This window comes from Candidatus Poribacteria bacterium (assembly GCA_021162805.1).
Taxonomy (GTDB): Bacteria; Poribacteria; WGA-4E; order B28-G17; family B28-G17; genus JAGGXZ01.
The window spans coordinates 1-12,701 of sequence record JAGGXZ010000204.1 but is presented as its reverse complement, the minus strand read 5'-3'; the positions used below and the strand labels follow the sequence as shown (position 1 = coordinate 12,701).

11 protein-coding genes are annotated in these 12,701 nt (G+C 54.8%); 9 read left to right on the top strand and 2 right to left on the bottom strand.

Going from position 1 to position 12,701, the window contains the following annotated elements:
* Positions 1-134: 134 nt before the first annotated feature.
* From J7M22_16845 to thiL, 9 genes are all read left to right on the top strand, one after another.
* The gene (locus J7M22_16845; GenBank protein MCD6508272.1) at positions 135-2,543 is read left to right on the top strand and encodes a PglZ domain-containing protein; all 2,409 of its coding nucleotides are present in this window, start codon (positions 135-137) and stop codon (positions 2,541-2,543) included.
* A gap of 112 nt (positions 2,544-2,655) precedes the next feature.
* Positions 2,656-4,488 (top strand): rhomboid family intramembrane serine protease, encoded by a 1,833-nt coding sequence (locus J7M22_16840; GenBank protein MCD6508271.1) that lies wholly within the window; start codon positions 2,656-2,658, stop codon positions 4,486-4,488.
* Positions 4,489-4,582: 94 nt separating this feature from the next.
* A complete protein-coding gene (locus tag J7M22_16835; GenBank protein MCD6508270.1) occupies positions 4,583-5,554 on the top strand; it encodes an NADH:flavin oxidoreductase in 972 nt (323 codons plus the stop codon).
* Positions 5,555-5,566: 12 nt separating this feature from the next.
* On the top strand, positions 5,567-6,550 hold the full coding sequence (locus tag J7M22_16830; protein ID MCD6508269.1) for a Gfo/Idh/MocA family oxidoreductase: 984 nt from the start codon (positions 5,567-5,569) through the stop codon (positions 6,548-6,550).
* 15 nt (positions 6,551-6,565) lie between these two features.
* Positions 6,566-7,546, top strand: coding sequence for a Gfo/Idh/MocA family oxidoreductase (locus tag J7M22_16825; protein MCD6508268.1), 981 nt, complete (start codon positions 6,566-6,568; stop codon positions 7,544-7,546).
* Between the two features lie 7 nt (positions 7,547-7,553).
* Positions 7,554-8,294 (top strand): 3-deoxy-manno-octulosonate cytidylyltransferase, encoded by a 741-nt coding sequence (gene kdsB, locus J7M22_16820; protein MCD6508267.1) that lies wholly within the window; start codon positions 7,554-7,556, stop codon positions 8,292-8,294.
* A complete protein-coding gene (locus tag J7M22_16815; protein MCD6508266.1) occupies positions 8,291-8,848 on the top strand; it encodes a Uma2 family endonuclease in 558 nt (185 codons plus the stop codon). Before kdsB ends, J7M22_16815 begins: the two co-directional genes overlap by 4 nt.
* A gap of 19 nt (positions 8,849-8,867) precedes the next feature.
* Complete coding sequence (locus tag J7M22_16810; protein MCD6508265.1) at positions 8,868-10,478, top strand: CTP synthase; 1,611 nt, start codon at positions 8,868-8,870, stop codon at positions 10,476-10,478.
* A gap of 18 nt (positions 10,479-10,496) precedes the next feature.
* Positions 10,497-11,546, top strand: a complete 1,050-nt coding sequence (gene thiL, locus J7M22_16805) for a thiamine-phosphate kinase (GenBank protein ID MCD6508264.1) — start codon at positions 10,497-10,499, stop codon at positions 11,544-11,546.
* A 9-nt stretch (positions 11,547-11,555) separates the two neighbouring features.
* Here thiL and J7M22_16800 read toward each other — a convergent pair whose 3' ends face one another.
* Positions 11,556-11,999 (bottom strand): hypothetical protein, encoded by a 444-nt coding sequence (locus J7M22_16800; protein ID MCD6508263.1) that lies wholly within the window; start codon positions 11,997-11,999, stop codon positions 11,556-11,558.
* The coding region (locus tag J7M22_16795) for a hypothetical protein (protein MCD6508262.1) at positions 11,987-12,701 on the bottom strand (715 nt) is incomplete at its 5' end. The genes J7M22_16795 and J7M22_16800, both read right to left, overlap by 13 nt.

Here is a 12,701-nt window from a genome sequence, read left to right as displayed (position 1 = left end):
GCGAAAGGGTGAACGAGATCGTAAAGGAGGGTTACCGACCGAACCGGGACTACGGCGTGCGGGTCAACATAGAGCCGCTTAAAGCTGCGGGCGTCTTACACCGCTCCGCCGAACGGGTGAAGGGGTGAGGAGCGATGCTGATCCGATGGTTGAGCGAGATATTGGATGAGGCGCTACGCCGTCAGGGCGATTCGGGGATCGTGGTGTGGTATGACGCAGGCGATACATTGCGGGAGCTGGCGGAGAAGGCGATCCCCGAGGACGCCCGCCTCCTCCGCTTCGATGGCAGCTACCTCGCCCTCAGGTTTGAGCTCGAAGGGGAAGATCCCCGCTTTGAAGGACGTTGGATCATCCATGTCCCCGAACCACCCCCTTCGGAAGGCTGGCTGAGGGATTGGGAGCTGATGGGTGAACGACTGGAGCTCGATCTGCTTGAGCTGTTATGCCGCAAAGCAGGTCTGTATGCCTCACCCCTGATTCGATCCCTTTTACGCGACATTCCGGATAACTCCCGCCGACTGGCTATGGGATGGGATCGACTGATCGGAGATAAACCCTTAACCGAGGCGATCCTGCTGGACGCTCTGCTGGCCATCGCCTTCAAGATGGATAAATGGGAGATGGAGGAGGCGATACTTGAGTTCCTCGGCGGTCAGTGCGATCGAGAGGCTCTGGAGAAGGTGGGGTTGTGGGAGATCTGGAGGGAGCGGATAAAGGGATGGATGGGATGGAGGGAGATGCCTGAGGACGAGGAAACCCTGCGGTGTAGGCTTCAAGCGGGCTTGTTGCTCTCCGAGCTGACGGAAGTTCTCCCATCGCTGATCTCCAGATTTTCGGAGATCCTTCCCTCCGAGGACAGACTCTCATCCGTTGCCGCGTTGGTTGAAAGATGGAGAAGGCGTGAGGACCTCCGAGAGGTATATCTCAAAGCGGCGAGAGAGGTTGAGCGGGAATACGATTTGGGATCCCTCCTCACCGTGAGCGAGGAACTGTTAAACGCGGAGACCTTCCCTGTCATAGATGAGCTATGGCGGAAAGAGTTGCTTCGAAGCCTCGATCCCCACGGGTCCAACTTCGGTGAGAAAGCCTCCTCACTCCTCAGGATCTCCGAGGAACGGCGGGGATATTTCTGGTCCAGGTCGGGCTCAGCTCCATTCTGGGAGCCGATAACGATAGCCGTTAAGCTCCACCAGGGTTGTCTTCAAGCTGTTGAGGAGGTGGAGGGGATAACCGATCGTGATGGCTTCGTCCGACGTTACACCGAGGATGAAGGGTGGTGGAGACTGGATCTGTGGGCTCTGGAGCTGGCGGTTAAGGCGGATGATTTGAGCCAGGAGGAGAAAGCTCGCATAGCTCATCCGGCATGGCGGGCCTATGGGGTTTATCTGGATAGGGTGAACCGTGCCTTTGCTGAGGTGGTAAGCCGCGAAGGTTGGGAGATCACACAGATCGGTTTCTGGAAGGGGTTCGTCTCCAAAGGACGGAGGACGGCCGTGTTTCTGGTGGACGCGCTGAGGTATGACCTGGCGAGGCATTTGAGGGATCTGCTGGCTCGCGACGAACTCAAAATCGCTTTGAGCTGCGCCCTGGCAGCTCTGCCGAGCGTGACCGAGCTGGGGATGGCCTCCCTGATGCCCGAAGTTGAGACCGGCCTGGAGGTGAAGGTCGAGGAGGGAACGCTCCGGGTCAGAGCGGGGAAAGAGGAGCTGGGAGGTCATACGGGCAGGAAGACATGGCTGGAACGTCATCTGGGGAAGTTCGGAAAAGTCACGGGGATGGACGAGGTGGAAAAGGGGGAATCGTCCGATGTAGATCTCCTGGTCGTGTTTTCCAGAGAGGTAGACGAGTTCGGGACGTTCGCCATGGAGCTATATCCGGAGGGGATTCTGGGGATGGTGGAACGGATCGCCCGTTCTATACGCTTTCTGAAGGGAAAGGGGTTCGAGCGGTTCGTCGTAACCTCGGATCACGGATTCCTTTTCCTTCCCCCTGAGGTGAAACCGTCCATGATGGAGGCTCCCAAAGCGTATCTGCGCAAACGACGGTTTACGGTCGGCGGGGAGGCTAAGGGCTGTCTGGTCAAACGTGCGGACGAACTGGGGCTGAAGGGTTCGGAGCTCTTCTCATTCCCGAAAGGTCTTGCGGTTTTCGCCGTTCAGGGTGAGGTTGGGAGATTTTTGCACGGCGGGCTGAGCCTGCAGGAGAGCGTGATCCCTGTACTGGTAGCCGAGGTAGAGAGAATGGCGAAGAAGGTCTCGGTTTCGATGGATGTCCCGGAACCTCTCACCAGCCGACTGGCGGTGGTCACCGTTCGAGCTGAGGAGTGGGATCTGTTCGCGAAACCACGCCGGGTTGTGGTGGAGATAAATGGCAAACGGAGCGAACCTCAGGAATTGAACCAAAACTCTCGGCGGGTCACCTTTACGCTATCGTGGCTCAGTTTCGACGAAAACCCGCCATCTGAGGTCACCATCCGCCTGATTGACGCCGACACGGGCGAGATCATCGAGGAGAGAAAGATCGCCGTGAATCTGATCGTGTAAACCCTCTCCTGCAGCCTACTTGCCGTTTTCAGGAAATTACAGCGCTTCATTGACAAGGTCCTAGGCGTGGAATATAATTAGGTGATGAGCTCGATCGGGAACGGAGGGAGAAATGGGCGGTGAGATCAAACATCGGGTTAACGCTAAGCTCACCGAGATGGAAGTGCATACGGAGACTCCTCCTACAGCATTGGGGTTCGGAATAAGGCCGAGGGTCACTAAGGTCGTAAACATAACCTTCCTCGATTCATCGGGAAAAACCCACAGGTTCACTGTGGAGAGAGAGGGTGAATCCCTGGCGTCGGAGGCCGCGAGATGGGTGAGAGGGGACAGGGGGGTGCTTGTATACAAAACTAAGAGGGGTATATTCGGAGGGGAAAAAGAGGAGTTCGTGGATTTCTACAGGGGGTTCATGCTGGAGGAGGACGGCAAGCTTATTCCGATAAGTGCCGAGGATCAGGAAGCCCCACCGCCTGAGGAAAGGGCTGTGGCAGGAGAGGCCGTCCGGGAAATTGAGTCGGAGATCTCCACCAGAGGCAAACCCCTTATCACGATATGGATAATAGCCATTAACTTCCTGATTTGGTTAGCTATGACCGGTGCTGGAGGATCCACAAAAGCCCCTGTTTTGATCAAGTTCGGCGCTCAGATAAACAGCTTGATCCTAAAAGGCGAATATTGGCGGCTGATAACCTCCATGTTCCTGCACATCGGACTGCCGCATTTTCTGTTTAACAGCTTCTTCTTCTTCATGTTCGGTCGGATACCTGAACTCCTTTACGGGCGTATGAGATTTCTCGCCATCTATATCCTGTCGGGATATATAGGCAACCTGCTCTTTCTGGCCTTCGGCGATCCTTATGCGATTTCGGCAGGAGCATCAGGCGCCATCTTTGGGATCCTCGGCGCCAATATCCCACTGCGTTACTATCTGAGGAAGAACCTTATCCTCACCAGCAGGTTCAGATACCTGGTGGGTATCGGCTACGTGATCTTCATATTTCTCAGAAGCATCGGCGAGGGGGTGAACATCCTCGCTCATCTCGGAGGGTTGATCTCCGGAGTGACGATCGGCTTTCTCATGGTGCCGATGAGCATAAAGACGGGATTCAGGGAACTTCCTTCCGAAGGATCCGGTCCCTCCTTGGAGAGGGGAGAGAGGATTGAGATTAAGGCTTTGATCCTCGGCGGTGCGGTCGTGCTTTCGACCTTCCTCTGCTTTCAGATTCCCCTGATGGGAGAGAAACCGATACAGCGGATGATAAACAAGCCGATCGCCTGGAAGTTCGATCCCACCGAGATCCAATTATATAAGGCTGCCATGCAGGTGAGGAAAAACCCGAAGGAGTACGCGCTTCATGTAAAGAGGTTCCCAGGAAGTTTCACGATTATCACCAGGAGATGGAAGTTCACGTATAACGGTAAGATGTATAGGGTTGAGGAGAACGATGCCCTTATCGTTAGGGACGATGGGTTCCTCAGCAATTACTCGGCCGACATCTATCGTGATGACCTGCGTTTAATTTTATCCCTAAGCAGGATCCTCCACAACAGGGGGGAGAGACAGTGGCTGGAGCTCGTAAGTCCAGATGGCGTCAGGATTGAAAAGGCCGATGAGAACGGGATAAAATCGATCTCATATAAGAACCTATCGGCGCTATACGGGTCGCCGCCGATAGATCGGATATTGAGGATACCTAAGGGTGAAAAGCTACTCTACATGCTGTTCGATCCCGGTCGTTCAAAGCTTACCCTTGCTGAGGTGGTTATGATCGATAAGAGAGATGCCCCTTCTCCAAATGAGCCCTGGACCGCTCACTGGCGCGATAATGATATTGATGTCTTCTACGATCAAACCACGGACAAGGTGAGCCGAATAAAATTCGGCGGTGTGACGCTTGAAAGCTGTAGCGTGGAGGAGGCATTGAAGGAGAGAAAATTGTAAGGGACGTGTTTCCGCCGGTGTAGGGCGCAAGACCTCGCGTTTCTACAGGGAAGGCGGATGAACCACCCTAAATTGTGGAAAACGGAGGTAAGCCGTGCTTTTTGAGCCGTTGAAGATCAGAAATCTAACCTTGCGCAATCGATACGTCATGCCCCCTATGGTCACCAACATGTGTGTCACGTCTGGACAGGCGATAGCGTATTATCGGGAAAGGGCCAGGGGCGGCGTCGGATTGGTGATAGTCGAGGCAACCCATGTGGATAGGTTCTCCTATCACTTTTTCCTTAAGGGGTTGAGCCATCTGGTCGACGCCGCTCATAAGGAGGGAGCGGCCATAGCGATACAGCTCTTCCACGGTGATGTCTTCGACTGCCGGGAGACGAATCCGACGGAGCTCACAAAGGAGCAGATCGGCAGGTTGAAAAGGAAATTCGTCTACGCGGCCCTCAAAGCCCGTGAGGCTGGTTTCGACGGCGTGGAACCTCACGGCGCCCACGGTTTTTTCCTCAACCAGTTCTTCTCGCCTGAGCGTAACAGGCGGACGGACGAATACGGCGGCTCGCTCGAGAATCGGATGCGGCTGGGGTTGGAGATCGTCAGATCGATCAGAGAGAGCTTAGATCCGGACGCTCTGATCCTCTATCGTCACACGCCCGTCGGGATGGGTTATACGCTTGAGGAGAGCATCCGGTTCGCCCTTGAGCTCGAGAGAGCGGGGTTGGATGTGATAGATATATCTCCCAGCACGAGTAAGGGCGGAGAACATGCGGACCTTGCCGCCGCTATCAAATCCGCCCTCAGCATACCCGTCATAGCCGTCGGTGGGATGGAGGATCCGGAGATGGCGGAAAGGGCGCTCAGGGATGGAAAGTGCGATCTCGTCGCCGTCGGACGGGGATTGATCGCCGATCCGTATCTGCCGATGAAGGTTAAAGAGAATCGCATGGATGAGATAGTCAAATGCGCTAAGTGTTCTGAAAAATGCTTCGGGAATCTGAGCGCCGGCCTGCCGATCTCATGTGTGCAAAATCCTAAGGTCGGCTTGGAATATCTCAATTCGATCTGAGGAGGTGAACCGATGATTAAAGTTGGCATATTGGGCGCGGGGACGATGGGGGGAATGCACGCCGGCTGTTATTCTCAAATCCCCGACGTCAAAGTGGTCGCTATAGCCGATAAGAGGAGGGATGCCGCTCAGAAGGTGGCTGAGCCGCTCGGCGCGGAGACCTTCGAGGAAGCCGATGAGTTGATCGAGAAGGCCGACGTGGACATAATCGACGTCTGTATGCCTACGCCGTTTCACAAGGAGTTCGTCATCAAGGCCGCCCGATCCGGAAGGCACGTCTTTTGTGAAAAGCCGCTCGCGCTGAGCGTCCAAGACGGGGAGGAGATGATCGAGGCATGCGACAGGGCAGGCGTCAAATTCATGGTCGGACATGTCCTCAGGTATTTCCACGAATACGTGGCGATAAAACGACAGATCGACGCCGGGGCCATAGGCAGACCCGCCGTCATCCGCGCATCGAGATGTGCCAGCCAGCCGGTCGGATGGCAGGACTGGTATAAAAAACGTGAGATGAGCGGAGGGGTATGCCTCGATCTGATCATCCACGACTTCGACTTCCTCAGATGGTGCTTCGGCGACGTCGAGCGGGTGTTCGCCAGGGGGGCGATGTACGATCGGGAAATCCCCGTCGATTATGCGCTCGTGACTCTGAGGTTCAAAAACGGCGTGATCGCTCACGTCGAGGGGAGCTGGGCGCATAGCGGATTCTTCACCACGTTCGAGGCCGCCGGAAGCGAAGGGCTGATCTACTTCGATAGCCGAACCTCCTCGCCCATCAGGATATTCGTCAAGACACAGGCCGAGGGAAAAGCCGCCGTTGAGGTGCCCGAAAGCCCTGTCAACGTCAGCCCCTACTTCATGGAGATCGATCATTTCGTGGGATGTGTCAGGGATGACAGGGAGCCGGAGATAACCGGCCAGGACGCCCTTGAGGCGATAAGAATAGGGATAGCGGCGCTGGAGTCCATAAAAACCGGAAAGCCGGTCACGCTTTAAAAAGGGGGTGAAAGGATGGTCAAGGTCGGAATGATAAGTTTCGCTCATATGCACGCATACAGCTACGCCTCCTGTCTTAAGGAGCTTCCCAACGCCGAGATCGTGGCGATATACAACGAAGATACGTCCGTAGCCGATGATCTATGTAGGAGGTTTGGCGGGAAATTCTTCGACGACTATCATAAGCTCCTGGAGGAGGATCTAGATGCGGTGATAGTCTGCTCGGCGAACGCCGATCACAGGGAACATGTCACAGCGGCCGCGGAGGCTGGGAAGGCTGTGCTTTGTGAAAAGCCGATCGCCACTACGGTTGAGGACGGACAGGAGATGATAGAGGCGTGTGAAAAAGCGGGTGTCAAATTCGGCATCGCCTTCCCATGCAGATATATCCCCGCCGTCAGGCGAGCCAAGGAGGCGGTGGAGTCAGGTCAGATCGGAAGGATAATCGGCATCAAGGGGACGAATCACGGCTCGATGCCCGGGGGATGGTTTGCCCAGAAGGAAAAAAGCGGCGGCGGAGCCGTGATGGATCATACCGTCCATGTGGTGGATCTGTGGCGATGGTTTCTCAAAAGCGAGGTGGTCGAGGTCTATGCCGAGTCCGATACCCTTATGCATCAGATCGAGGTGGACGACTGTGGGATACTGACGCTGCTCTTTGATAACGGGGTCTTCGCCACGCTGGATGCAAGCTGGTCGAGGCCTAAATCCTTCCCCACATGGGGCGATGTGACCATGGAGATCGTGGGGGTTAACGGGGTGATCTCCCTGGACGCCTTCGCCCAGGATTTCGACCTCTATAACGACAAGGTCATGAAGGCCCAATGGATCTACTGGGGAGACAACATGGATATGGGGCTGATCTCGGACTTTATAGAGAGTATCGAGGAGGATCGTCCCTTCATGATAACGGGCGAGGATGGGCTGCGAGCGTTGGAGGTGGCCTTGGCGGCATACAGGTCCGCCGAGACCCACGAGCCGGTCAAGTTGAGGTGACCATATTATGAGGGTCGTAGGGGTTATCCCAGCCAGATACGCATCGAGCCGGTTTGAGGGCAAAGCCCTCGCCGATATCCTCGGCAAACCGATGGTCCAGCACGTCTATGAGAGATCCCTTAGGGCCCAAACGATCGATCTGGTCATCGTCGCCACGGACGATGAGAGGATATATGAGGCGGTTAAGGGATTCGGGGGGGAGGTCGTGATGACCTCCCCGGACTGCCCCACGGGGACCCATCGTGTCGCCGAGGTGATCGGAGAGATGGATTGCGAGATCGTTCTCAACATTCAAGGAGATGAGCCGCTGCTTGAGTCGGAGATGTTGGATGCCATCGTTCAACCTCTCCTGGATGATCCAACGATACCCGTCTGCACCCTGGTCTATAGGATAAGATCGGAGGATTTCTATCGAGATCCCAACGTGGTGAAGGTGGTTGTGGATAGATCCGGATTCGCCATGTATTTCTCACGCTCTCCTATCCCCGGAAATAAATCCCTCTCCTGGGACCCGGATGCCCCCGCATTCGGTCACATCGGGCTTTACGCCTACAGGAAAGAGGCATTGCTATGGTTTGTTCAGGCTGAACCCGCTCCCTTTGAAAGGGCTGAGGGGCTTGAACAACTGAGATTTCTGGAGAACGGTTACAGGATCAGGGTGATCGAAACAGATCGCCCCACCATAGGGGTGGACACCCCTGCCGATTTGGAAAGGGTTATAAGAAGGCTTTCCGAGGGTAAGACATGAGCACACAAGCGGTCTCGCTGAAAGTTGGATATACATATCAGGATTATCTCAAACTTCCCGATGACGGGAAGAGGTATCAGATCATACAGGGAGAGCTTTTCATGGCACCCGCACCATCGCCCTATCATCAAAGGATATCTAAGAAGATAGAGCATATAATCGATGCCTTCGTTGAGAAAAATGGATTAGGCGAAGTGCTTTACGCTCCCTGCGATGTTGTGTTATCGGAGAGGGACGTGGTTCAGCCTGACATACTGTTCATCTTCAGGGAGAGATATCACATCATCGGGGAGCACTATATCGGAGGAGCACCCGATCTTGTGGTTGAGATACTCTCACCGGCCACCAGGACCCTGGACAGAGAACATAAGAGGAGGCTATATGAACGGCATGGGGTGAAGGAGATGTGGATAGTCGATCCGGAGATGGGGGAGATAGAGGTGTTGAGGTTGGTAGGGGAGAGGTTTGTGCTACATGGCAGATATGGGAGGGATGATCTCTTGGAATCACCTCTGCTTGAGGGATTGAGCTTCAGAGTGAGCGAGATATTTTGATTAATCTGGAGGGATTCAGGTGACGAAATACATATTCGTTACAGGTGGCGTTGTCTCATCGGTAGGTAAGGGGATAACCACGGCAGCTTTAGGTAGATTGCTCATAAATCGAGGCTATAGGGTCATGGCGCTGAAGATAGATCCTTACATCAACGTCGATGCCGGGACCATGAATCCGTTCCAGCACGGCGAGGTGTTCGTCACCAACGACGGGGCGGAAACAGATCTGGATCTGGGCCATTATGAGAGGTTTCTGGGCATAGAGCTTACCAGGCATTCGAACTTCACCAGCGGAGCGGTCTACAGCGAGGTCATAGCCAAGGAGAGGCGGGGTGAGTTTCTGGGTCAGACCGTTCAGCTTATCCCCCATATAACGAACGAGATCAAGAGCCGAATATATCAGCTCGCCCGGGAGAGCAACGCCGATATACTTATCACCGAAATCGGCGGGACGATAGGCGATTTCGAAACGCCCCCTTTCGTGTGGGCGATACGGGATATCGGAAGGGAGGTCGGAAGGGAGAACGTCCTCTACATCCACGTCAGCTTGATAGCCTATCTCTCCTGGGGTGAGCCGAAGACCAAGCCCACACAGCACAGCGTCAGGGCGCTTCAGGAGCTGGGCATACAACCCGATATCCTCATCTGTCGCACCCGTAAACCTCTCAGCGCGAGTTTGAGAGAGAAGATATCCCTCTTCTGCGGCGTTCCCATAGAGGGGGTCATCGAGGGAAGGGATACCGATATCGTATATGAAATCCCCCTGATATTTGAAAACCAGGGGTTGGCCGATCTGGTGATAAAACGGCTCAATCTCAGGAACAATCCACCTAAAATGGATGAGTGGCGCCGGATGGTCGAAAGGCTTAAAAACCCAAAGTATCACACCACCGTGGCGATCGTCGGCAAATATACCAGAGGGAGCGATGCCTACATAAGCGTTCAGGAGGCGCTGAAACACGGGGGAATAGCCAACGATGCCGGGGTGAAGATAAAATGGGTCGATTCGGAATCCCTGCTCAAACGCCGCGATCTGAATAAGGCTTTCGCCGGCGTGGACGGTATACTGGTGCCCGGGGGATTTGGATACAGAGGGATCGAAGGGATGATAGTGGCCGTTAAATTCGCACGTGAGAATAAGATACCCTTCCTGGGGCTTTGTTTGGGGATGCAGTGTATGGTGATAGAGTTCGCCAGAAACGTCGCGGGTCTCGATGGAGCAAACAGCACGGAGTTCGATCCTGAAACGCCCCATCCCGTCATAGACCTGATGCCCGAACAACGGAACATATCGGACAAGGGCGGCACGATGCGCTTGGGGTTGTATCCGTGTATCCTGGACAAAGGCTCTAAGGCGTTTGAGGCATATAGACAGCCGATCATCCTGGAGCGACATAGGCATCGGTATGAATTCAACAACAAATATCGAACGACGCTCAGCTCCAAGGGGTTGAGGCTTTGCGGGATCTCGCCAAGCGGCGATCTGGTGGAGATGGTCGAGGTGGAGGACCATCCCTGGATGATCGGCTCGCAGTTTCACCCCGAGTTCAAATCTAAGCCGCTCGATCCTCATCCGCTCTTTAAAGCCTTCGTCAAGGCCACTCTGGAGCATCAAAAAGCGGAGAGTTAAAAGGTGCAGATGTAACAGATGACATCCGGCGAGCATGAGCTCAAACTCAGCGATATAGGTGAGTTCTCACTTATAGAGAGGATATCCTCCCTCTTGAGCTGCCGTTGTGATGATGTGATATGCGGTATCGGAGATGATGCCGCCGTTTTGAACGGAGGTGATGGAAAGGCGCTGCTTGTGACAGTCGATTCGCTCGTCGAGAATATACACTTCACACTGAGGACGCATACGCCATATCAGTTAGGCTATAAGGCGATGGCGGTCAATCTGAGCGATATAGCAGCCATGGGCGGGGAACCAAAATATACTCTCGTCTCCATATCCGCACGCCCCGATCTGAAAATCGGATTCATCGAGGAGATCTATAGGGGATTGGAACGGATGGCTCGCGAGGCAGGGGTAAGTATCGTGGGAGGAGATACAACCGGATCACCAACCCACCTTTTCATATCGATATCCGTGATCGGCGAGTGTCCGGAAGAGGAGGTTATATACAGATCAGGGGCGAAGATCGGGGATATGGTAATCCTCACGGGCACGGTGGGGGACTCGGCGGCGGGATTGGCCCTGCTTTCAGGGTCAGAGGCACCTTCTCTCTCTCAAGAGGAGATCGAATACCTCAGGATGAGACATCTGATGCCGCGACCGAGATTGCGAGCCGCCAGGAAGATAGCCTCCCTCAAACTCGCCAACGCCATGATAGATGTGAGCGACGGCGTGTCAAGTGAGGTGAATCATATCTGTCAATCCAGCCGCGTCGGAGCGGAGATCTATGCCGAGAGAATACCGATATCAGAGGCAGCCTGCAAATTCGCCTCTGACATCGGCGTTTCACCCCTGAAATTGGCCCTGAACGGCGGGGAGGATTATGAACTCCTGCTGACAGCCCCCGAGGAGAATGTTAAGGAGATCCGATCGGCCTTGATGGAGTTGAACCTCGATATCTCGGTCATCGGGAGGATACTCCCATACGATAGGGGATGCACACTTAAAAGCGGAGAGGGAGAATTCGAGCTGGAACAGGCCGGTTTCACTCATTTTCTCCCTCCGTCAAAAGGTGGAAGCTGAGCCTCTCTCTCAGGCGATCGGTCCGGTGTAGCTCAGGCTCAACTGGGGCGGATAGTAATATCCCATGGATTGAACGGCCACACCCATTCGATACTGCCTATCCTCCAGGAGACATACGTTCCGGCTTACGGCCGGAATGGCGGTGAGATATATCCGCATCTCGCCGTCGACGCTCGTGATGATCTCCTCACGCCAGTCACCCAGGAAATCCCCTATCGCCAACAGCCGTCCCTCTATCTCGTCGATCTCCTCACCCTTGTATTTTCTGAGCTTGCCGCCATAGAACAGCTCCTTATATGGGTCCGCGTCCCACCATACCGCCCGAGGGGTTGTCCCTCCCATCCTCTCATTCGATATCAGCTCCCCTTTGGCGCTGTAGAGCCAGGACTGACTGCCATCGCTTTCGCTGGCGTAGCACTCCATCCCCGGATAATCCGGATCTATATCTCCCACCATACCCTGGCCGTGGACATGCTTCGTAGGGCCGTCATATCTCCAGATGATCTCCCCGTCCGGGCGTCCACCAGGCAGACGGCGTTCCGTTCATGTCTCGGCTCTATGCCGTAGAAGATCTCCAGGCCGGGCCTTTCGGGATCGATATCGGCGACATACATCACGTCCGGATGACCTAATCCGGTGCACCAGATCGGTCTGCCATCGTGATCTATCACGGCTGAGCCGATAATGAGCTCATCCATACCGTCCTCATCCGTATCGGCCACCGCCAGACCATGGGCGCCCTGTCCTCTATATCCGCTGTGTTCCCCCGATGCCTCAAAGTACCAGACCATGTTCAGGTCCCCGTCATAGGCGGCGATTTTGATCAACCCGTATGTCCCCCGTTCGACTTTAAGGATATACCGGCATTCACCTTTGTCCTGAGCCGATCTATCCAGCAGATCGGTCGTGGACGAGATGGGGACCTCGTTTATCCTATGGACGCCGTTTTCATCCTCTCGATATATGTTGAACGAGATATCTCGTGGATCTGAGCTGAGAAGCCGCCAGCTCAGATAGGTCCCCTCTGCGGATCTGAGGGCGATCAATCCCCTGTCAAGGGTCTCGCCCCTTCGATCAGGGCTTTTCAACGCTTTGATAAGGGTAAAATCTCCCCTCCCGGCACCAAAGGCCGAAAAAGAATCAAATCTTTTCATC

Excerpts from the sequence above, each read along its gene's own strand:
- J7M22_16845 (MCD6508272.1), top strand. The coding sequence starts at position 135 with ATGCTGATCCGATGGTTGAGCGAGATATTGGATGAGGCGCTACGCCGT.
- J7M22_16840 (MCD6508271.1), top strand. The coding sequence starts at position 2,656 with ATGGGCGGTGAGATCAAACATCGGGTTAACGCTAAGCTCACCGAGATG.
- J7M22_16830 (MCD6508269.1), top strand. The coding sequence starts at position 5,567 with ATGATTAAAGTTGGCATATTGGGCGCGGGGACGATGGGGGGAATGCAC.
- J7M22_16825 (MCD6508268.1), top strand. The coding sequence starts at position 6,566 with ATGGTCAAGGTCGGAATGATAAGTTTCGCTCATATGCACGCATACAGC.
- kdsB (MCD6508267.1), top strand. The coding sequence starts at position 7,554 with ATGAGGGTCGTAGGGGTTATCCCAGCCAGATACGCATCGAGCCGGTTT.
- J7M22_16815 (MCD6508266.1), top strand. The coding sequence starts at position 8,291 with ATGAGCACACAAGCGGTCTCGCTGAAAGTTGGATATACATATCAGGAT.
- thiL (MCD6508264.1), top strand. The coding sequence starts at position 10,497 with ATGACATCCGGCGAGCATGAGCTCAAACTCAGCGATATAGGTGAGTTC.